We start from the raw sequence: 20,450 nt of genomic DNA, 5'->3' as shown, positions 1-20,450 counted from the left end.
CATTGACCTTAGGACTGTTTACAGTGCCCGCACAGAGCTGGGAACTAGGGTATCATCCCCAGGTGTGATCACCAAGATAACGTAGTGTCTAGAAGACACTGAGTCTAGACAACCAGACTTGAAGTAAGCACTTCAAGCCCTTTACTTTAGTGAGGGGTCACGGTTGACCAAACTGGTTATCAAAATGATAAGTAAGACGGTAAATACAATTGTGATGACGTAACTTTGGTAATTGATAATTGGTGTGAATGCTAATTCATCGCCCATCCCGGCATTAGCAAATACTTTTTGAAGGGTGAATTGTCAAATTAAGTGCAAAGTCTCATTGTAGAAAACTTCGTAGGGTGTTCTCCAACCCAGACACTTCTTGGCCAGGTATTCAATTTATGAGCGTACTCTGCGAATTCTGGTGCAGGAATATCAGACATGTCTTGAGACTTAGGAAGATACTCACGGAGCAGATTGTTTGTATTCTCATTCGTGCCTCTTTGCCAAGGCGCGTGTGGATCTGGAAAATAAAATTCAATACCAGTTTCTTCTGTGGTCTCAGCGTGTTTCGCAAATTCTTTGCTATGATCTGGTGTGGTGGTTTTAACGTCCTTGATAGGAAGCTTGGCCGTCAAAGCCAGGATGATCTGAGCTACTTCGGCTGATTTCTTTTTGTCTGCTTTTCCAATCAAGCAGAACCTGGAGAGGCGGTCAACCATTGTGACTGCACAAGCCTTACCAGTTTTTCCGGCAACCGTATCCAGTTCCCAGTTCCCAATGCCCTATCTCAGCACGGTCATCGGCGGCCAAAGGTCGTTCATGAATGTATTACTGATCTGAATCTTGTCACGGCGTTCAACGTGGCCTTTAGTATGTCTAATCTTACCACGATGTTGAGTTTTCGGACTGCACCGCGATTGCCGTGAGATAAGCCTGTTTCGTTGAAGTCCCCGCGGTAAATAGCCCGATAGATCGTATTGTAACTCACTTGAAAACTAGATTCTTCGTGTTTCAAGCGTTGATCAATTTCTTCTGGGGACCACTGTTCTTCAAGGAAAAAATGTTTAACGACATCAAAAATCTTAGTATTCGTAAATACTCGTTTTCGGCCACATTTTTGTTTGCGGGCTGCGTATAAACGTGTTGCTTCAGAAGGAGAGTATAGGCCATGTTGTGAATTTCGAGATAACTCTCGGCTAATCGTGCTGGGACTACGTTTCAGCTCTCTGCCAATCACTTCCAGAGTTTCTCCTTGTTCATGCATTACAAATATCCGTTCACGTTCACCTGTGGTAAGATGTTGGTAGGGATTCATAGCTAAGACCTGCCTTTCAATGTTTGTTGTCGTTAACACCCATTGTACAGGATTCTAGCTATGAGTCCTTTTTCTTGCACTTAACATCTTGCACTTAAATTGTAAATCAAAGAGGATCAAGTCCCACAACGTGTTGTATACCAGTACGGGCCAATTCAGGGAATTCTTTATTGACTGTAATGTGCAAAAGCCAATTGGGACCAGACTTTATTAACTTCTCACCGCCAAATTTTCAGGTGCCATCCAGATACTGTTCAAAGCCAGTTTTTAACACAAAGCGAGCCTTCCACCCGACCTTGAAGCGTATTGATGGACAGCTTTTCACCGTTTGCGACGATAGACCAATTGCGATTACGGACTAAATCAGCTTGCGGACGCTGGAAACGGATTGGTTTCCAAAGCCAGTGCAGATCTCTGGAGACTTTTTAGATAAATTTCTTTACCCTTTTTATCCTTTTTACCGGTGGCATAGGCCATGGGTTTACGTCGCAGTTGCGTCTGAACAGTTTTATAACGGGCAACCGTCGTTTTGATCACAGAGCTAGCCAGCTGTGATTTTAGCCCAAAGTGCTGTCGCAAGTCTCGATAAAGCTTTTTGTGAATCTTGATAACACTCAACTCAAAGTCATTGTTAAAAATGTACTCAGAAACATGATTGCAGGCTGAGCGATATTGTTCACTGGTCACCTGAAATTTAGCGGCATCGGCAGCGTTATCTAGTTTGAGTTTAGCCTTGATCGTTAGACTTAACAGCATTTTGATTACTCATACCCCTTATAGTTATTATAACTTATTTAGCAATCACAAAGAAAGAATCGTGCTCAAAATATGCACATATTTATAAATTGTTTGAAAAATTCAAACTCAATCGGAATTCCTCACGGGATTGAAATCCCGTGTTTCCTTTTCGATATTCTCATAAAAAAACCAAAACCTCTTCCGAGATTTTGGTTTTTTACTTACAAATTTAAAATTCAGTGGTCACATCAATCGTCTGTATCGGAATATCGTAGAAAGGATCTTTGCGCTTCATCAAGAATGGTTTAGCGGATTGTGGGAAGAGGCCATAGCTTAAGACATCTTCGTCACTGTCCGCAAAGGCAGCTGATTCTTTACGAATCGTTGGCAATTCTGGTTGCAATAAATCAGCTGGTCGTTGGGTGATGACTGGTTCGTCGCCGATGATCTTTTCTTTGATTTCTGGTGAGATTGGTGCCGGGGATTTACCATACAGGCCCCGAACATATTCTTTGATTTCTTTAGGAATCAGTTTATAGCGCTCGCCGCTTAACACGTTCATCACCGACTGAGTCCCCACCATTTGACTCAATGGGGTAACCAATGGGGGATAACCTAAGTCTTTACGTACTTTAGGGACTTCTTGCAGGACTTCATCGTATTTATCAGCTTGGCCTTGTTCCGTCAACTGGGACAGCAGGTTACTGAGCATGCCCCCAGGGACTTGATAGATCAAAGCTTTTGGTTCGATGGCCAGGACTTTTGGATTCATGATGCCATCATCCAAGAATTCTTGGCGAATTGGCTTGAAGTAGTCGGCAATATCACTTAATAAATCCATATTAACCGGCACATCGTACCCTAGGCTTTGTAAACTTAAGACCATGGATTCTGTGGCGGGTTGACTAGTGCCCCCGGCAAAGGGTGAGATGGCCGTATCAATAATATCCGCACCGGCTTCCACAGCTTTCAAATAAGTCATGGTGGCAATGCCGCTGGTGGCATGGGTATGGACTTCCAATGGTAAGTCGATGGCATCTTTGATCATGGCGGTGAGTTCATACGCATTTTCTGGGGTCATGATGCCGGCCATATCTTTGATGGCGATTGAATCCGCACCCATGGCTGCATATTCTTTGGCAAGATTTAAGAAGTATTCGTTGCTGTGCACCGCACTGGTGGTGTATGAAATGGCTGTTTGCGCTTCACCACCAGCGGCTTTTGTAGCTTCTACCGCAGTGCGTAGGTTGCGGGGATCATTTAAGGCATCGAATATGCGAATGACATCAATGCCGTTTGCCACGGATTTTTGGACGAATAGTTTCACAAAGTCGTCTGCATAGTGGCGGTATCCTAACAGGTTTTGGCCCCGCAGTAACATCTGTAATTTCGTATTTTTCACATGCTTACGAATCAGCCGGAGCCGTTCCCAAGGGTCCTCGTGTAAGAAGCGTAACGCCGAATCGAACGTCGCACCACCCCAGACTTCCATTGAATAATAACCGGCTTGATCCATTTTGTCTAAAATCGGCAACATTTGGGCGGTAGACATTCGGGTGGCCGCCAAACTTTGATGGCCGTCCCGCAGGACCGTTTCCATAATTTTCACTTGTTTTTTCAAGAAAACACCTACTTTACTTTTGATTGTAATCAGCGTCAGTTTTGGTCATCGATCAGGCGCCAGTCCACAGCCGTGTTGATATCAGCGGCAAGATAGGCGGCCATCAAGGTGCGGGACTTGATGGTCCGATCGGGTGCCCCTTGATCCTTCGCTTGAATCAGGGCACTGGTAATCCCCACTTTTTCTAACGTATCTAAAATAATGATTTTAATTTGCTTGCTTAATTGTGTTGTGCTGGTTAATTCAATCTCAATGTCATCAGCATCATTTGGCGCAATCGTAATTTGAATATCGGTGGGTTCAGTCGTACCAGCAATGGCCTGGTGTTTAATATCAATATCCATCTTAAAATTCCTTTCTGCTCTACAACTTCGTTCGGCCGCTGGCAATACTAGCGTCACACTGGGTGGTATAGCCGTACGAATTTTAGAGATTTTATGATATTTCCAGCGACTATTTCCCGGGAAATAATTTCCAAGTCGAAGTTTTGCGCAAAAAGTGTGCGTCAAATTCTGGATGATTGTTGATTGGTTACCGGATTAGGGCTATTCCTTGGGTTTACCTGAGAAGATACGGTTTAAGGCGATACATACCAAGTAAATCAAGAATAAAACGGCGAAAACGCCACCCATACCGAAAAGCATTAATTCAAAACCTTGTGTTAAAGCTGCACTCATTAGTAATTCCTCCTATCAGCTAAAGAAACCAAGCAACAGGCCACCGGCGATAACGGACCCAATTTGGCCAGAAACGTTGGCCCCAACGGCATACATCAAGACAAAGTTTTGTTTATCTTCGGCTTGAGCCATTTGTTGGATGACCCGGCTAGACATTGGGAAGGCGGAGATGCCCGCAGCGCCGATCATTGGGTTGATTTTGGTTTTACGGAAGAGATTCAAGAATTTGGCGAACAATACGCCACCGATACTGTCCATGATGAAGGCAACTAACCCAAAGGCGATGATCATCAAGGTTTGGACTTTCAAGAAGCTACCCGCAGTCAATTTCACAGAAATGGTTAACCCTAATAAGATTGAAACGATGTTGACCAATTCGTTTTGGGCCGTGTTGCTCAAACGATCCAACACGCCACATTCCCGCAAGAGGTTCCCAAACATTAAGAATCCAACTAATGGTAGGGAAACTGGCGCAACTAAACCGGCGATGATGGTGATGATGATTGGGAATAAAATCCGGGTTTGTTTAGAAACGGATTCAGCTTGATATTCCATCCGAATCCGCCGTTCTTTTTTAGTGGTGACCAGTTTAATAGCCATGGGTTGGATGATGGGTACCAAGGCCATATACGAGTACGCCGCGATGGCAATTGGTCCCAGTAGATTTGGCGCCAGTTGATTGGAGACGAAAATACTCGTCGGGCCGTCAGCAGCACCAATGATCCCGATTGAAGCGGCTTCGTTAATGTTGAAACCAAAGAGTAAGGCCACAATCACAACGAAGAATATTCCGAATTGTGCTGCGGCGCCGAATAAGAGCATGAATGGGTTAGAGAGCAGTGGTCCAAAATCGATCATTGCCCCGATACCGATAAAAATCAGAAGGGGGAATAATTCCGTGGTGATACCGGCGTTGAAGAGGACATCTAAGACCCCTTCGGTTTTTTGGCCATTAATGGTTTGGGTCAAAACACCGGTCATGGGGAAGTTGACCAGAATCGCACCTAAGCCCATGGGGACTAGGAGGGTTGGTTCGTAGTTCTTTTTAATACCTAGATACATTAAAACGCCACCGATAACCATCATGACAACTTGTTGCCAGGTGATGGACGTGACAGTTTGAATTATTGTGTCCATTAGGTCAGCACCTCTCTTTTTTATATGGGTCGCTATTGGATGGTCAGCAAAATATCCCCAGAGCTTACAACGTCATTTTTTACGGTGTCAATGCCAGTTACCACACCAGCTTGGGGGGCAACGATTTCGTTTTCCATCTTCATGGCTTCCAAAATCAAGAGGGTTTGACCTTCAGTGACAGTGTCCCCCACTTTGACTTTGATGTCTAAGATATTACCCGGCATTGGGGCTTTAACTGGGGTGCCAGCGCCGGTACCATTAGCAGCAGGTGCTGGGGTCGGCGCAGGAGTTGGTGCAGCAGGTTGGGCCGGGGCGGCAGCTTGTGGTGCTGGGGCCGCAGGTTCAGCAGGAGCTGCGGGTGCCACTGGGGCAGCTTGGGGGGTGGGGGTTAATTCTTCCATTTCAACTTCGTATTCGTTGCCATCAATCTTAATTTTGAATTTTCTTAACATTTATCTCGCTCCTTATATATATTAATTTAGCTGAGTTTGGTGACAGACTTGACCGTAAATTTGGTGGCAGGTTGGTCTCCTGCTAAAATAGCGCTGGCAATGGCAATGACCCGCTCTTTTTCAGCGAAGGTCATGGGTAAGCCAACTCGTTCCTTAGTCTTCGTGATGCGTTTCACACGAAAACTAGATGCCGGGTAATCCCCAGCAGCAATGGCGGTGCTGACTAACGTGACCACCCGAGTTTCCGTATCTGTCATGGGTAAACCGACTGGCTTAGGTGCAACAGGTGCCGGTGGTGCTGGCTTAGCGGGTGTTTCGGTTTTTTTCTTCTTAAACCAGTTAAACATCTTTTAACCTCCCCATTGATTAGTTGAATTACCATTAATTATAAAGCTTTTGTACCGTGATTTGGGTGTTTTCGCTGTTCTTTAGATGTTCTTCACAATATATAGCTATTTTCATAAAAACAGTAATGATACCGGGGTTTTTCTACCAATTTCATAAAGCGTTTTCATTGAATGCAGGCCTTTGATTTCGAAATGTTCTTCGATTGTTCTTTAATCAAAATCGTATTGTGAATTGCAAAGCAATGCTTATAATGATAGTTAAAGCTATTTCTTTTGCATTAGTTCTTTCTTGAGACGGGCTTAAATATTTCTATCAGGTTACTTGGAGATTTAGAGGAGATTCAAGCGACTAATTCGAAAGATCGCTATCAAGAACTACCATTAAAAAGGGAGGTTTTTTCATGCTAGCAATACTAGGTTATGCCATGGTCATCATCTTCATGCTGTTGATCATGAAAAAATGGTTATCGCCATTCACTGCCCTAATCTCAATTCCATTATTATTCACCATTATTGGGTTAGCTTTAGGATTGTATCCCCAAAAGATTGGTGCCTGGGCGCTTAAAGGGTTAGAGAGTGTCTCGGTAACTGGGGTCATGCTATTATTCGCCATTTTGTACTTCTCCATTATGTTAGATGCTGGGTTATTCGACCCGGTCACTGCCTTTGTTATCAAAGTTGCTAAGGGGGACCCAGTTAAGATTTTACTGGGGACTGCTATCGTTGCCGCAACAGTTTCCCTAAACGGGGATGGGACCACGACAACATTGATTTGTTGTTCGGCCTTTATTCCAATTTATAAGAAACTGAATTTGAAAATGATGAACTTGGGTGTCTTGATCATTTTACAAAACACCATCATGAACCTTTTGCCTTGGGGCGGCCCAACTGCCCGGGCAATCTCTGTTTTGAAGATCGACGAGAGTGTTGTTTTACGTTCCGTCGCACCAGGGATGGCCGTTGCCATCATTTATATGTTGTTCGTTGCTGTCTACTTAGGTCGTAAAGAACGTAAACGCTTAGGTATCGTTGATTTATCTCAAGAAGAAATTGCCGAATTAACGGTGGTTACTGATCCGTCTGTTTTGGAATTAAGAAGACCAAAGATGATTTGGCCAAATGCCATCATGACACTGGTCTTGGTGGGGTTATTGGTGAGTGGCTTATTCCCATCACCATTCCTGTTCATCGTCGGGACGGCCATTGCGTTACTGTTAAACTACCGTTCTATGAAACAACAAAGAGAACGGATCGAGGCCCATGCCGGGGATGCCGTGCAAGTGGTTATCTTGATTTTCGCCGCTGGTATCTTCATGGGCTTGCTCACAGGTTCTGGCATGGCTACCGCCATTGCTAAATCTCTGGGGAGCATTATCCCGGATAGCCTGGGTAGTTTCTGGGGCTTAGTTGTGGCCGTCATTTCCGCACCAGGTGTGTTCTTCTTATCCAACGATGCCTTTTACTTCGGGGTGTTGCCAGTGCTAGCCGAAACCGGGTATCACTACGGCTTCACCGCCATGCAAATGGGGCTGGCATCCTTGATGGGTCAAGCCTTCCATTTACTGTCACCATTAGTTGCCTTCATCTACTTGCTCCTACGGTTAACCGATTTGGACATGGGTGCTTGGCAAAGAGAATCCGGCAAATGGGCCGTGGGGATTTTCATCATCTTCATCGTCGTTACCATTGCCACCGGTGGGGTACCATTGTACGTTGCTAGATAATCTCAATTAAAAAATAAGCACGTCTCAAGAAAATTCGAGGCGTGCTTTTTCAGTGGTTATTGTTATTAAAAATTCAGCAGGTCCAGTAAGCCATAAATCAGACAAAAACTAACAATACCAGAAGCCAGCATAATGAAAGCTGATTTAGGCTTTGAGACTTTTTTGACATAGGTCGCATCATTACGGCTGCTCATGGCAAACAATAAAATGCTTCCTAACATGAGATTTAAAAGGATGAAGGGCAAAATAAGCCAGTAATGACCCAGCGCGACAGCTAAGAAAATACTAGCGAAGAAACAAAGACTTAAGAAAATGATCAAGCTGGCTAATATGCCAGCAAAGGTGAGTTGCCGCCGTTTGGTTTCAACTTTTTGAATATCATCTGCCAAAAAGTCATCCACAGATGATCCAAAGAACTGACTCAAAATAATGAGATTTGCCATATCAGGAATTGCTTTGTTGTTTTCCCAATTAGAAATCGTTTGCCGGGAGACTAGTAATTTAGCAGCAAGTTGTGTTTGCGAAATTGCTTTTTCAGTACGGTATTGCTTTATTTTCTGGCCAATTGTCATGCTCTTCGCCTCCTCATAATAGATATTTAGGTTGTCAAAACCAGTTGTCATACACCTTTGTCCAAGGATAATGACAGCAAAAAGTCCATTAAACATGCTAAGCTGAAGTTGCAGGAGTTGGAAGAAATCTTCTTACTTAAAATTTTAGCAAATTAAATGAATAAAGTCATATGTCAATCCAAATTAGACTGGGGGCAAAAATATGCGTCAAAAAATGAAACGACTTATCCGTTATGCAACGGCGGCTATTCTACTTAACATTCTGACAATAGTGGCTATTTATCCATCTTTTTATTTTTGGCGGTTTAACGGCCTACTATTACCCCTTGCGGCCATGATTCCCTTGGCAATAGTCACCTACAAGTTAGAGCGCCTTTTAACCCAGCTGGACATTAAATCTACTTATGAAATCAAATGTGGTTTGGCCGAAGTACAACCTGATCCCCAAGTGCTTCACCAACAACGGCAATCCTGGCCGGGCATACTTGCTATTTGTGCTATATTGGTGCCATTAATTGTATTTATACTGCTTTTTTTATCCGCTTTGCCCTTTATGTAATTGCCCGTTTTACCATAGAGAACAGCTACCCCATACTAAAAACAAACAGCCACCGGCATTTACACCAGTGGCTGTTTGCATATGACAAATTAATTTCTACCAGTCTTCAAAGGTTTCGTCTTCTAACTCACCAATCAGCTTATGGTAATCATCTTTGGGTAGATTACGCAGGTCGCGGTTTTCCAGCTGATTGAACCGTTCGGCGATCATGAGTGCGGTTAGATACAACGTGAGTTTACGTTTAACGATTTTTTCAGGGGATAAGTCGTCAGAAACATCATGGGAACTTACCACCAGGTTAGCGAATTTTTTAGGGTCCAAATGAATTGGTTTCTTGGATAAATTATCAGTCATCGTTATCCGATCCTTTCTTAAAAGCATAGACATCATTTATGGCCTGGCACTACCGAATACAGGCCGGTAGTAGCCGCTAAATCAAGGATACCATAATTTCAGAATGACAATCAGAAAAGTTTTTCCAAAAACCCTAAAAAAACACTAGCGGCTAGTAAATCAGCCGTGCCCCCTGGGCTGATATTCAAGGCAATAAATTCTTTATTTAATTGCACCATGGGTTCTACCCCCAACTTGGCGATACCGCCCTGGGCAAGCAACGCCTGAACTTGGTGTTGAATGCGCCGTAACGTGGCCATATCGCTGCGATGGATCACGTTGGAATCGGTGGTATTGGCCAATAGTTCCAGAAATAAATCTAATAAGCGCACATGGCGGGGGGTATTTTGGGTGCGGCGCAAAAAGGGCAGGCCGTAATCCCGTAACGCCGGGTAACCAGCAGCTGCTTCCCCCCGAACCCCCTTGATGCCATAGTCTAAATACAGTTTTTCCCCATAACTGAGCTTATCTTTGCTGGCCAGGTTGTCAAAATCATGATCCAGGGCCTGGGTCATTTGAGCAATGGTGGTAAAAACGGCGTCGGTATTGGCTTTGGTCCAATCTGCCAGTTCAATTTGACTGGTAGCCAGTACATGACCCACGGCACTACACAACAGAGCAAAACTAAAAATTGCCCCCTTATGGGTATTGATGTGATTGGTGGCCGCGTACATGGCCACTTCAGCTGTCAGACCGATTTGGCGGACTTCGTCAAATAAGCCGGGCAAAGGGGCGTCCAAAGGATAGGTTAAACCAGCGTCTGAAAATTCATATAACGCCGGCATCAAAGCCGTGGCGCTATCCATAAAGGTACTCAAATCCATGTCGTGATGGGCGCCGTTATCAATGGGGTCCACTAGGCCAGGTTTGGGGTATAACGCCACTTCATAGAACAAGGCTCGGGTGGCTAGTTGGGTGATGGCCATGGTCGTGTTATTCATGGCTAAGGTGGGCCATTTCTTCTAAAATAAAGGTTTTAGAGTAGGCTAAATGCTCGGTCAAAACCCGGCCTAATTCCGGTCGATTTTGTTCCAGCATCAATTCATAAATATGGCGGTGTTCCACCAACGCCTTGGCCCGGCGATCGGCACCCGATAAAGAAACGTCCCGCAGGCGCTTCAAATAGTCCCGCAAGCGGGCCACGATCATCACCAAGTGGGGCATGTTGCTGGCTTGATAGATAAAGTTATTGAAGTCTTCAAAGCCCCGGATCACCGTGGGAATATCGTCTTGGGCATTGGCTGCTTCTGTGGCTAGGAGTAATTGATTGAGGGCTTCATAATCCTTAGGAGACATGTTGGTCATGGCATTAAAGGTGGCTAAGCGGTCTAAGGCAATGCGAATCTCAAAAATCTCTTCCACATCCTTAGCGGTGATTTGGGACACCACCGCCCCAATGTGGGCCACGTATTCCACCAATCCCTCTTCAGCCAAGCGGTGTAACGCCACGCGGATGGGTGTCCGGCTGATATGGGCCCGGGTGGAAAATTCCTTTTCATTGATCCGTTGACCTGCTAAAATTTGACCTTGAATAATTGACTTGCGCATCCCCAAATAAACTTCTTCGGCTAACGTCTGGCGGGGTTTGATTTCCATGTTATTAATAATAACGTCAATATAATCACTCAAGTCGGTACACCGACCCCTTCATTGTAATTTTTGGCCATTCATATTGTATATTATACAAGAGTTTGGCAAAATATACTTGATTGATGCAATATCATTAAATAACAGCCAAAATTAAACCACCCGGGGTTTCAAATCCCAGGCATTGCGATACCTTCATATTTTTCACCCTTCTTGTTTTGTGATAAAATGAAGAGCGAGTATCTTAGAATTTTCTTAATATTATGAGGAAGAAATTCAAAATTGAGGTTAATATGAAAAAAATTCTGTCAAGAATACAAATACCAGGTATATTCCAGGACAAACAACTGCGGATCATGGGGATCATCATCTTGATTTTAGCCCTGGGTAATATGATCGCGGCCTTTTGGATGAGCTTGTTTTGGGGCTTGGCGGTGACGTTGTGTTTCCTATTGATTGCCGCCAATCTCTACTACATCGGCATGCACGTCTCCAAGCGCACCAACGAATACGTCTCCGATCTATCCTACCGCATCAAGCGGGGGGAACAAGAAGCCTTCATTAAAATGCCCATTGGCATTTTGTTATATGATGACGACCAAAAGATCCAATGGGCCAATCCCTTTATCCAGCAATACTTAGATGACGCCGATATTTTGGGCAAAACCATCACCGAAATCGACCCGGAACTGGCCAAAATTATTACTGCTGACGATGACTCAGAAACCGTGAAGTTCGTCCACTGGGGTATCAATCAATTTGAGATCATCAGTCAAAAGAGTCTGGGCGTGGTCTATATGCTAGACATTACCCGCTACGCTAAAATCGAAGACCGCTATCATGATGAACAGATTGTCATCGGCCAAATATTCATTGATAATTATGATGAGGTCACCCAGTCCATGGATGACCAGGAAGTGGCCAATTTAAACAACTATGTCACCAGCAAGCTGACGGATTGGTCCAACCAATTCCAGGCCTTCTTAAAGCGGGTGGACGCCGATCACTATATCCTCATCGCCTATGCCAAGTCCCTGCAGCATATGGAGGTGGATAAGTTCAAGTTTCTAGACGATATTCGCCAGGAAACGTCCCAAAAGAACTATCCGGTGACTTTGAGTTTGGGGATTGCCTATGGGGAGCAAAATCTCACCAATTTGGCCAATACCGCCCAGAATAACTTGGACTTGGCCCTAGGTCGGGGGGGTGACCAGGTAGTGGTGAAATCCCCTAACGAGGATGCCCGTTTCTATGGGGGTAAAACCAATCCCATGGAGAAGCGGACTCGGGTACGGGCCCGCATGATCGCCCAGGCCATTCAAGATATCTTCAAACAAGCCGACCAAATCTTTGTCATGGGGCATTCGTCCCCGGATATGGATGCCATTGGTGCGGCCTTGGGGATTCGCCGCATTGCCCAAATGAACCATAAGAACTGTTATGTGGTGATCAACCACGACCGGGTCCACACCGACGTGTCCCGCTTGTTGTCAGACATCAAGGAGTATCCGGAAATCGAAGAAAGTCTCATTGACCCCGAAACTGCTTTGACCATGGCCACGGGGAAGAGTTTATTGATCATGGTGGACCACTCCAAGCCCTCCATCTCCATTAGCCCGGAGCTTTATGACAAATTGCAATCCCGCACGGTGATCATCGACCACCATCGCCGGGGCCAGGAATTTCCGGAAAATCCTATCTTGGTTTACATCGAACCTTACGCCAGCTCCACTTGTGAGTTGATCACGGAAATGTTCGAATACCAGCCCCAAGATATGCCAGCCATTAATAAACTGGAAGCTACCGCTATGTTGGCAGGGATCACGGTGGATACCAAATCCTTCTCCCTGCGGACGGGGACCCGGACCTTTGATGCGGCTAGCTACCTGCGTTCCGTGGGGGCCGATGGCTTACAGGTGCAAAATCTCCTGAAGGAAAACATCGACGACTTCATCCAGCGCAATCACTTGATCGACACGGTGGAAATGGTCCAAGACCACTTGGCTTTATGTGTGGGGGAAGAGGATAAAACCTACGATCCCGTCACGGCCGCCCAAGCCGCCGACACGTTGTTATCCCTATCCAACATTGAAGCCTCTTTTGTCATCGTCAAACGGACGGATGGCAAGGTGGGGATTTCGGCCCGGAGCACCGGGGAAGTCAATGTTCAAGTCATTATGGAAAAACTTGGTGGCGGCGGGCACTTGTCTAATGCCGCCACCCAGTTTGCGGATAGTACCGTGGCTGACGCTAAGACCCAACTGATTGATGTTTTGACCCAAGCAGCCGCCGACAATTAGGCGAAAACTGTTATAATAATGATAGGTAATAAATACTAGGAGGTTTTCAATATGAAAGTTATTTTTCTACAAGATGTGCGCGGCAAGGGCAAACGGGGCGATGTTAAAGACGTACCTGATGGTTTCGCCCAAAACTTCCTAATTAAACAAGGCAAGGCCAAAGCCGCCACCGCCCAAGCAATGAGTGAATTAAAAGGGAAACAAAAAGCTGAGGATCGGCAAAAAGCCGAAGAATTAGCTGAAGCCAAAGACTTCAAGAAACGTCTGGAAGCTGACAAAACAGTCGTCCAGATCCAATCCAAAGCCGGGGAAGATGGCCGCTTATTTGGCTCCGTCCCCAGCAAACAAATTGCCCAAGCCCTTGAGAAGCAATTTGCGATGAAAGTGGACAAACGTAAAATGGACTTACCAGAACCTATCCGCTCATTGGGTTACACCAACGTGCCCGTGAAGCTATTCCCTGGTGTGGAAGCAACTATCAGAGTCCACATCACGGAACAAGGTTAGGCTTAACATCTGAATTCAAAACAGGCTGCGTCAAAACATCACGTTTGGCGTGGCTTTTTTTAACACTAGAGAAACTTTAGAAATACGAAAAAAAGCCACAAAGATAGATTTGACCTTCCAAGTTAATCCATCTTTGTGGCTTTCCAAGTAGCTTTATATCTTGAGTAGTCTTCAGGGAAGGGGCAAATTTGCCGTACCTCTTTCTGATTGCTTGTATTATACAATAGTTTAAGAGGGGTTGCGAAAGGAGTGGCTTGATAATGAAAATTGATGCATTGATCCAAGAAAAAAGACAAGATCCTGAGTTTAACCAGGCTTATGAAGCTGAAGGTGAAAAACTTGCAACGGCCCTTGCGCTTTATCATGCGCGTGAGGGTGCGGGATTGACGCAGGCTGAATTGGCCGAGCGGGCCCATACAACTCAGGCAACGATTGCCAAGATTGAGCGCGGTGATAATGTTTCCTTTGAAAAATTACAAACTATTGCGCACGCTATGGGTAAGAAACTAACAGTTGGGTTCAAGTGATGACTAAGGTATTCCAAAAATGATGACAATGGCTAATCTGAAAATATCAGATAAACCATGCCATCATTTTTTGCGCCTACAATAGGAATTGATTTTACCGCCCCAGATGTATACAATTGCAAAGTAGGTTAAGTGTGTGTCGGGCTATTTTTAGACCGGACCTTAACCATAACGTTGCGCGAAAAGTGCGCCCAGATGATGTTTGTCCCGTTGATTTTAGGAGACTTAAGTATATATGACTAACGAAGTATTCGATCGCTTACCACCACAAGATAACGCTGCGGAACAGTCTGTTTTAGGGGCTGTTTTCTTAAGCGGGGACGCTTTAGTGGAAGCTATGGAGTTCTTAGAACCAGAAGATTTTTATAAAAAAGCCCACCAGCTGATTTTCCAAGCCATGGTGGATTTAAATGACCGCAATGAGGCCATTGATACCGTGACCATCAAGAATATCCTAGAGGGTCGCAATCAATTGGACGATATCGGCGGCATCGGCTATCTGGCCGAACTGGCCCAAGCCGTGCCCACAGCGGCCAATGTGTCTTATTACGCCAAAATTGTTAAAGAAAAGGCTATGACCCGGCAACTGATCAATGTGGCTACTCAAATTGTCAGCAAAGGGTATGACAGTGATGAGGACGTCACCGACCTGTTAGATAACGCGGAACGCGATATTCTAGCGGTGTCAGAACAGCGGAGCAACACCGGCTTTCAAACTATCAGTGATGTGCTGCAGGAGTCGTTGAAAAATATTGACGCCTTATCCCAAAATAACGATGAAATCACCGGTCTACCCACGGGTTACAAAGAATTGGATAAAATCACCGCTGGGCTTCATGAAGATGAATTGATCATTTTAGCGGCCCGGCCCGGGGTGGGGAAAACCGCCTTTGCCTTAAATATTGCCCAAAATATCGGCACGAAAATCGACACCAGCATCGCCCTATTTAGTTTGGAAATGGGTGCCGAACAGTTAGTAAACCGGATGCTGTGTGCCGAGGGCAGTATTGAATCCAATCACCTGCGTACTGGGCAGTTGAACGATGAAGAATGGAATAACTTGATCGTGGCCATGGGCAGTTTATCAAAGGCTCAGATCTATATCGACGATACACCGGGAGTACGGATCGCCGAAATTCGGGCCAAGTGCCGGCGCCTGGCTAAGGAAAAGGGTAATTTGGGTTTGATCGTTATCGATTATTTGCAATTGATCGAAGGTAGCGGCCAAGAAAACCGGCAACAAGAAGTTTCCGCGATTTCCCGGTCTTTGAAAAAGCTGGCCAAGGAACTTCACGTGCCCGTCATTGCCCTATCCCAGCTATCCCGGGGTGTGGAGCAACGTCAAGACAAGCGGCCGGTGTTATCTGATATTCGGGAATCCGGCTCTATTGAACAGGATGCGGATATTGTTGCATTTTTATACCGGGATGATTATTATAGAGATTCCGAAGAAGACGGGGATGGGGGCAATAGCTACACCCAAGCCGACCAACCCGTTTCTGATGATGACCAAGATGTGGGTGAAGTCGAAGTGATTATTGAGAAGAACCGTTCTGGGGCCCGGGGAACTGTGAAACTGCTGTTCATCAAGTCCTATAACAAGTTTTCTTCTATCGCCTACAGTCAAGAACCTGGCAACTAACCTAATTTTAACTAGAAGGGAGGCATTTTATGTCTGACATCTTTGAGACGTTAACCTCTGCCAAGGCAGATTACCAGCTGATCAACGTGTATCAGCTGGATAGTGACGACTTTTATACCGGCATTGTCATTGCCCTGGATCAACAAAGTGTGGTGTTAGCCACCTATAATGAAAATGGCATCAAGGATGGTTTTGTTTTGATCCTCTTGAGCGCCATTGCCGATGTGGAACTCAGCAGCACTGACTTAGAACGCATGACTTTTCGCATTAAAATGGTGCGGAAAAAACAATTAATGGTGCCTAGTTTTTTGTACCGGGAATTAAGCTTTGACGAATACGCCCCCTTGGTGGAGCAAGTCCTAGCTTTGACTTTCCAAGAACGCCAACTGATTTTATTTGGCCTCCATGATAAAGAGGATTACTACGAAGGCATTATCACCGGTTTAGGTGAGGTGCTGACCTTTAGTTATTTCAATCGATTCAACTATACCAAATCCAAAAAAATGACCATCAATATGGACGACGTGGAAGTCATCGAATTCGGTGGCTTAGACCTGTACTTAGGCAAGCTGTTGTACCTCAGCGAACCCACCCATCGGGCCATGGTGCGCATTGAAGCCACGGACATGCTGCCGTTATTTTTGCAAAAAGCTCAAGCGGAAGATATGCTGATTTCTTTGCAGCCCAAAGATGTCACGGATAATTTCTTCGTGGGCCGGGTGTTACGTTTGACCGACGATAGTGTGGTCATGCAATTATTGGACATGACCGGCCAATTCGGCGGTTACGTGGGCTTACGCCTGTCAGAAATCGCCAACATTGCGGCCGAATCGGACTATTTGAACACCGTGGACTTTTATCAACAGGAAAATAAGAAGCGGGGCCTATTGGTGCAGCCGGTATTACGGGCAGATTGGCCCCTGAAGGCCCCAGATCTGTGGCCGGCCCTCATCCGTTATGCCCAAGACCAGCACCATGTATTGCGCATGCGTTTTAAAGCCGATAGCGATAACAGTTATCTCGGCTTTGTCACTGACTTTGACGAGAACCAGTTCAACTTCACTTTATTGGATGATGATGAAGACACCGAAGCCGTCCTGGAAGTACCCCTGGCAGATTGTCTAGAGATCGCCTTTGATTATTTGACCGGTTATTTGTTAGAAGAAGAATATCGTTAAATTAGGACCCCTGCTGGTGACGGCAGGGGTTTTTGCCTATAAAAAAAAGCTTTCTAGCCATGTTAGAAAGCTTCGTAGGTCCATCTTAAGTTTTATAGAATTGTTTCATCCGGTGCTTGATACTGTACCCTAGAGAACAAAAATAGGCCAATGTTGTAGATATATCACTACCTGGTAAAGTAGCAATTTCCGACTTAAAAATCTAGTTTCGGAATGAATCTCTGGACATATTTCAGTATTGGTTTTTTCGGCATAATCACCAATGCAATAGCTAGATATAAGCATAAATGGCCAATCGAAGTTCCCACAGATATTTGTGAACTACTGACCGGTACGTAACTGCTTTTGTTTAATCGAATAACGAAATCTAGCCAAAAATGAAGTGCGATTGGTAGTGTCAGGCTTCTTGACCTTAAATAAACAGCTGTAAGTAGACAGCCCATGCCACTCACTTCAATGACCTGACACAAAGTCACTAGGAACGGCTGGTGCATCAAATTGATGAAGTGCCACAGTCCAAAAATCAGACCACATAGGCCAATGGCCAATAACGTTGAATTGAATCTTCGCTTAGGATTAAAGGTTAGTTTGAGTAATTGTGGAAACAAAACACCGCGGAACATTAACTCTTCTGCAATTGCAGCCGTCGCTGCTTCAGAAAGTGCATTGATAAAATTGACTGGATGATAGACTGCAAATAATGTCAACGTGCCAATGGCCATTAACCATAGTAAAGTTCGACCCACACTAATCTTTAAATTCCAAAAGAAACTTTGATGGGTGATCAGCCTATTCAAAATAACAACAAGCACAAGTCCGCACACCTTATAAATGACGATGAACCAAGTATCCGAAACAATCAACCGATTGAAAATGCTGCCATACATATAATCGATCAAGCCAAAGCTGAGTAAAAACAGCCCGATACGAAGTATTCTTGCCCTCTGTGTCATAGTGTTATCATCTCCATATTGTGTTATATCGTAAAAAGCAATCAATCAAACCACGTTGTGCATGAACAGCAACACAGTTTGTTCGATTGCTTTTTAAGTGAGTTGATTTCATTTTTTGAAATTATTAAGTGTAATTATACCTGACAACACTAATGACGCCAAGCATTAGTTAGACAATCGCCCGTGATATGCGAGAAATCGTGATTATGCACTTTAGCAAAGCCTCTGTCTTAATATAACGTGCAAATTTTTGGATGTGTCACTTGCAATAAAAAACCGCTAGCTATTGCACTAGCGGTCCAGTTATTCAAGATTTTTGCCAATGGAATTTGATCAAGATTTTTCGGATGAATGGGACAGAGATGAAGGTCATTGGGACTCGAATCAGCAAGGTCCATTTAGGCAGTTCAAACGCCAAAGGGATAAACATGAAAATCGTTGCTGAAATAAGAAACTCCCACGCATCACTGGTACCAAGGTAGGTATTCCAGTAATTTTTGAGATAACGACGCATAATAGTCACCCACTTTATATCTGGTAAACAACGGCGCAAAGATAATGAGTGCAGGTGTTTAAAGAAATGGCTAAGGGTGTATTTAATAACATCTGTAACTACTTTTATTATATAAATAAAACGTTTTCGCGTAAAGAATTTTAGCCTTAGAAACCCTATTTCTGAAGCCAATGCCGTCCACTAATCCCAATTTTGCCGGAAGTTTCTTAACAAAACACAACTGTCAGCGGCCAAAATATTTTTTTATATTCCAAAAACTATTTCAAAAAGCCTGAATAATTGGTACAATCAACGTTGTATGTGTTTACTAAAACGAATAATAAAATGAGGTGCACGAATGACATCTGTTGTTGTAGTTGGAACACAGTGGGGCGATGAAGGTAAAGGTAAGATCACGGACTTCTTGAGTGAAGAAGCCAATGTTATCGCACGCTATCAAGGTGGGGATAATGCCGGTCATACCATCAAATCTAACGGTCAGGTCTACAAATTACGGTTGATTCCATCTGGGATTTTGTACCCAGATAAGTTGAGTGTGATTGGCAACGGTGTCGTGGTCAATCCAAAATCACTTGTGGCCGAATTAAAACGACTGAGCGACCAAGGGGTCAAAGACGAACATTTGCGGATTTCTGATCGGGCCCACGTTATTTTGCCTTATCATATTGAATTAGACCGGCTGCAAGAAGAAAGCAAGGGCGCTAACAAAATTGGCACAACCAATCGAGGGATTGGCCCGGCTTATATGGACAAAGCTGCCCGTGTGGGAATTCGCATGGCCGATTTGTTGGACAAAGAAATTTTTGCAGAACGACTTGAAGCTAATCTTAAAGAAAAAAATAAAGAATTAACGAAAATGTATGGCGCTGAGCCTTTGAAATTCGACGATATTTTTGAAGAATACTATGGCTATGGCCAACAGCTGAAAAAATATGTCACCGATACATCGGTGGTTTTAAACGATGCGCTGGATAAGGGCCAAAACGTGCTCTTTGAAGGGGCTCAAGGGGTCATGTTAGATATCGACCAGGGGACTTATCCCTTCGTAACCTCCTCAAACCCTGCCGGTGGGGTCACCATTGGTAGTGGGGTAGGGGCTTCTAAAGTCAACCGCGTGGTGGGTGTAGCTAAGGCTTACACTTCCCGAGTGGGGGATGGCCCATTCCCAACAGAACAATTAAACGCTGAAGGGGACTTCATTAGAGACGCCGGTCATGAATACGGCACCGTTACCAAGCGGCCCCGCCGGATTGGCTGGTTTGACTCTGTGGTCTTGCGCCATTCTAAACGGGTTGCCGGTATCACCGACCTATGTTTAAATTCCATCGACGTTTTAACCGGCTTAAAGACGGTCAAAATCTGTAAAGCCTATGAATTAAACGGCGAAGAAATTTATCATTACCCAGCTAGTTTGAAGGTCTTAGGGGAATGCAAACCAATCTATGAAGAATTACCAGGTTGGGATGAAGACATTACTGGGGTCAAAAACTTAGCTGATTTACCGGAAAATGCCCGTAATTATGTGAAACGCATCGAAGAACTTGTGGGTGTCCAAATCGCCACTTTCTCCGTGGGACCAGATCGGGAACAAACCAACATTTTGTATAATGTTTGGGATCAAGCTTAAAACCAATTCTAAATTAAACACAGCCATCGGGTCAGTATGATAGGGTCCCTGTCAAGTGCACCGATGAAAAACAAAAATCTCAGAAATTCTAA

General features: G+C 44.6%; 20 protein-coding genes and 1 pseudogene. 8 read left to right on the top strand and 13 right to left on the bottom strand.

Annotated elements, in window-relative coordinates; genetic code table 11:
- Positions 1–303 precede the first annotated feature (303 nt).
- The 8 genes and pseudogenes from FC83_RS17600 to FC83_RS06795 form a co-directional block, all read right to left on the bottom strand.
- Positions 304–1,303, bottom strand: a pseudogene (locus tag FC83_RS17600) (IS30 family transposase).
- A gap of 363 nt (positions 1,304–1,666) precedes the next feature.
- A complete protein-coding gene (locus tag FC83_RS06820) occupies positions 1,667–2,059 on the bottom strand; it encodes a hypothetical protein (RefSeq protein WP_052004549.1) in 393 nt (130 codons plus the stop codon).
- Positions 2,060–2,270: 211 nt separating this feature from the next.
- Positions 2,271–3,641, bottom strand: coding sequence for an oxaloacetate decarboxylase subunit alpha (locus FC83_RS06815; RefSeq protein ID WP_035451898.1), 1,371 nt, complete (start codon positions 3,639–3,641; stop codon positions 2,271–2,273).
- A 56-nt stretch (positions 3,642–3,697) separates the two neighbouring features.
- A complete protein-coding gene (gene citD, locus FC83_RS06810) occupies positions 3,698–4,006 on the bottom strand; it encodes a citrate lyase acyl carrier protein (protein WP_052004550.1) in 309 nt (102 codons plus the stop codon).
- Between the two features lie 201 nt (positions 4,007–4,207).
- Entirely contained in the window at positions 4,208–4,339 is a 132-nt protein-coding gene (locus tag FC83_RS16875; protein WP_081763031.1) for an OadG family protein, read from the bottom strand.
- 15 nt (positions 4,340–4,354) lie between these two features.
- Complete coding sequence (locus tag FC83_RS06805; RefSeq protein ID WP_035451876.1) at positions 4,355–5,476, bottom strand: sodium ion-translocating decarboxylase subunit beta; 1,122 nt, start codon at positions 5,474–5,476, stop codon at positions 4,355–4,357.
- Positions 5,477–5,508: 32 nt separating this feature from the next.
- Entirely contained in the window at positions 5,509–5,928 is a 420-nt protein-coding gene (locus FC83_RS06800; RefSeq protein ID WP_057002569.1) for a biotin/lipoyl-containing protein, read from the bottom strand.
- Between the two features lie 26 nt (positions 5,929–5,954).
- A complete protein-coding gene (locus FC83_RS06795; protein ID WP_052005113.1) occupies positions 5,955–6,275 on the bottom strand; it encodes a hypothetical protein in 321 nt (106 codons plus the stop codon).
- A 401-nt stretch (positions 6,276–6,676) separates the two neighbouring features.
- Here FC83_RS06795 and FC83_RS06790 point away from each other — a divergent pair, with 401 nt between their 5' ends.
- Positions 6,677–7,999 (top strand): CitMHS family transporter, encoded by a 1,323-nt coding sequence (locus FC83_RS06790; protein ID WP_057002568.1) that lies wholly within the window; start codon positions 6,677–6,679, stop codon positions 7,997–7,999.
- 65 nt (positions 8,000–8,064) lie between these two features.
- Here the strand turns inward: FC83_RS06790 and FC83_RS06785 are convergent, their stop codons facing one another.
- Complete coding sequence (locus tag FC83_RS06785) at positions 8,065–8,571, bottom strand: helix-turn-helix transcriptional regulator (protein ID WP_035456103.1); 507 nt, start codon at positions 8,569–8,571, stop codon at positions 8,065–8,067.
- A 202-nt stretch (positions 8,572–8,773) separates the two neighbouring features.
- Between FC83_RS06785 and FC83_RS06780 the strand changes: the two genes are divergently transcribed.
- Positions 8,774–9,130, top strand: a complete 357-nt coding sequence (locus FC83_RS06780) for a hypothetical protein (protein WP_035456105.1) — start codon at positions 8,774–8,776, stop codon at positions 9,128–9,130.
- Positions 9,131–9,226: 96 nt separating this feature from the next.
- On the opposite strand, the gene FC83_RS06775 is transcribed toward FC83_RS06780, so the two are convergent.
- The 3 genes from FC83_RS06775 to FC83_RS06765 all read right to left on the bottom strand — a co-directional run bounded on the left by FC83_RS06775 (position 9,227) and on the right by FC83_RS06765 (position 11,152).
- Positions 9,227–9,484, bottom strand: a complete 258-nt coding sequence (locus FC83_RS06775) for a hypothetical protein (RefSeq protein WP_035456107.1) — start codon at positions 9,482–9,484, stop codon at positions 9,227–9,229.
- Between the two features lie 110 nt (positions 9,485–9,594).
- Complete coding sequence (gene citG / locus FC83_RS06770; RefSeq protein WP_057002567.1) at positions 9,595–10,464, bottom strand: triphosphoribosyl-dephospho-CoA synthase CitG; 870 nt, start codon at positions 10,462–10,464, stop codon at positions 9,595–9,597.
- Positions 10,457–11,152: a GntR family transcriptional regulator gene (locus FC83_RS06765; RefSeq protein ID WP_035456110.1), complete on the bottom strand. Its 696-nt coding sequence runs from the start codon at positions 11,150–11,152 to the stop codon at positions 10,457–10,459. Before FC83_RS06765 ends, citG begins: the two co-directional genes overlap by 8 nt.
- A 251-nt stretch (positions 11,153–11,403) precedes the next feature.
- Between FC83_RS06765 and FC83_RS06760 the strand changes: the two genes are divergently transcribed.
- The 5 genes from FC83_RS06760 to FC83_RS06740 all read left to right on the top strand — a co-directional run bounded on the left by FC83_RS06760 (position 11,404) and on the right by FC83_RS06740 (position 17,264).
- The gene (locus FC83_RS06760; protein WP_035456113.1) at positions 11,404–13,410 is read left to right on the top strand and encodes a DHH family phosphoesterase; all 2,007 of its coding nucleotides are present in this window, start codon (positions 11,404–11,406) and stop codon (positions 13,408–13,410) included.
- A 51-nt stretch (positions 13,411–13,461) separates the two neighbouring features.
- Complete coding sequence (rplI, locus tag FC83_RS06755; RefSeq protein WP_035456116.1) at positions 13,462–13,917, top strand: 50S ribosomal protein L9; 456 nt, start codon at positions 13,462–13,464, stop codon at positions 13,915–13,917.
- Positions 13,918–14,177: 260 nt separating this feature from the next.
- Positions 14,178–14,444, top strand: a complete 267-nt coding sequence (locus tag FC83_RS06750) for a helix-turn-helix domain-containing protein (RefSeq protein WP_035456119.1) — start codon at positions 14,178–14,180, stop codon at positions 14,442–14,444.
- Positions 14,445–14,679: 235 nt separating this feature from the next.
- On the top strand, positions 14,680–16,086 hold the full coding sequence (dnaB, locus tag FC83_RS06745) for a replicative DNA helicase (protein ID WP_035456122.1): 1,407 nt from the start codon (positions 14,680–14,682) through the stop codon (positions 16,084–16,086).
- A 29-nt stretch (positions 16,087–16,115) separates the two neighbouring features.
- Entirely contained in the window at positions 16,116–17,264 is a 1,149-nt protein-coding gene (locus FC83_RS06740) for a hypothetical protein (protein WP_035456125.1), read from the top strand.
- Positions 17,265–17,458: 194 nt separating this feature from the next.
- On the opposite strand, the gene FC83_RS06735 is transcribed toward FC83_RS06740, so the two are convergent.
- Complete coding sequence (locus tag FC83_RS06735) at positions 17,459–18,217, bottom strand: CPBP family intramembrane glutamic endopeptidase (protein ID WP_035456128.1); 759 nt, start codon at positions 18,215–18,217, stop codon at positions 17,459–17,461.
- An 851-nt stretch (positions 18,218–19,068) separates the two neighbouring features.
- Here FC83_RS06735 and FC83_RS06725 point away from each other — a divergent pair.
- Entirely contained in the window at positions 19,069–20,358 is a 1,290-nt protein-coding gene (locus tag FC83_RS06725; RefSeq protein ID WP_057002566.1) for an adenylosuccinate synthase, read from the top strand.
- Positions 20,359–20,450: the final 92 nt, after the last annotated feature.

The organism is Agrilactobacillus composti DSM 18527 = JCM 14202 (assembly GCF_001436375.1).
Taxonomy (GTDB): domain Bacteria; phylum Bacillota; class Bacilli; order Lactobacillales; family Lactobacillaceae; genus Agrilactobacillus; species Agrilactobacillus composti.
Note: the sequence above shows the minus strand (reverse complement) of the source record. Positions and strands in the feature narration are given on the sequence as shown.

Excerpts from the sequence above, each read along its gene's own strand:
- FC83_RS06820 (WP_052004549.1), bottom strand. The coding sequence starts at position 2,059 with ATGCTGTTAAGTCTAACGATCAAGGCTAAACTCAAACTAGATAACGCT.
- FC83_RS06815 (WP_035451898.1), bottom strand. The coding sequence starts at position 3,641 with ATGGAAACGGTCCTGCGGGACGGCCATCAAAGTTTGGCGGCCACCCGA.
- citD (WP_052004550.1), bottom strand. The coding sequence starts at position 4,006 with ATGGATATTGATATTAAACACCAGGCCATTGCTGGTACGACTGAACCC.
- FC83_RS16875 (WP_081763031.1), bottom strand. The coding sequence starts at position 4,339 with ATGAGTGCAGCTTTAACACAAGGTTTTGAATTAATGCTTTTCGGTATG.
- FC83_RS06805 (WP_035451876.1), bottom strand. The coding sequence starts at position 5,476 with ATGGACACAATAATTCAAACTGTCACGTCCATCACCTGGCAACAAGTT.
- FC83_RS06800 (WP_057002569.1), bottom strand. The coding sequence starts at position 5,928 with ATGTTAAGAAAATTCAAAATTAAGATTGATGGCAACGAATACGAAGTT.
- FC83_RS06795 (WP_052005113.1), bottom strand. The coding sequence starts at position 6,275 with ATGTTTAACTGGTTTAAGAAGAAAAAAACCGAAACACCCGCTAAGCCA.
- FC83_RS06790 (WP_057002568.1), top strand. The coding sequence starts at position 6,677 with ATGCTAGCAATACTAGGTTATGCCATGGTCATCATCTTCATGCTGTTG.
- FC83_RS06785 (WP_035456103.1), bottom strand. The coding sequence starts at position 8,571 with ATGACAATTGGCCAGAAAATAAAGCAATACCGTACTGAAAAAGCAATT.
- FC83_RS06780 (WP_035456105.1), top strand. The coding sequence starts at position 8,774 with ATGCGTCAAAAAATGAAACGACTTATCCGTTATGCAACGGCGGCTATT.
- FC83_RS06775 (WP_035456107.1), bottom strand. The coding sequence starts at position 9,484 with ATGACTGATAATTTATCCAAGAAACCAATTCATTTGGACCCTAAAAAA.
- citG (WP_057002567.1), bottom strand. The coding sequence starts at position 10,464 with ATGAATAACACGACCATGGCCATCACCCAACTAGCCACCCGAGCCTTG.
- FC83_RS06760 (WP_035456113.1), top strand. The coding sequence starts at position 11,404 with ATGAAAAAAATTCTGTCAAGAATACAAATACCAGGTATATTCCAGGAC.
- rplI (WP_035456116.1), top strand. The coding sequence starts at position 13,462 with ATGAAAGTTATTTTTCTACAAGATGTGCGCGGCAAGGGCAAACGGGGC.
- FC83_RS06750 (WP_035456119.1), top strand. The coding sequence starts at position 14,178 with ATGAAAATTGATGCATTGATCCAAGAAAAAAGACAAGATCCTGAGTTT.
- dnaB (WP_035456122.1), top strand. The coding sequence starts at position 14,680 with ATGACTAACGAAGTATTCGATCGCTTACCACCACAAGATAACGCTGCG.
- FC83_RS06740 (WP_035456125.1), top strand. The coding sequence starts at position 16,116 with ATGTCTGACATCTTTGAGACGTTAACCTCTGCCAAGGCAGATTACCAG.
- FC83_RS06735 (WP_035456128.1), bottom strand. The coding sequence starts at position 18,217 with ATGACACAGAGGGCAAGAATACTTCGTATCGGGCTGTTTTTACTCAGC.
- FC83_RS06725 (WP_057002566.1), top strand. The coding sequence starts at position 19,069 with ATGACATCTGTTGTTGTAGTTGGAACACAGTGGGGCGATGAAGGTAAA.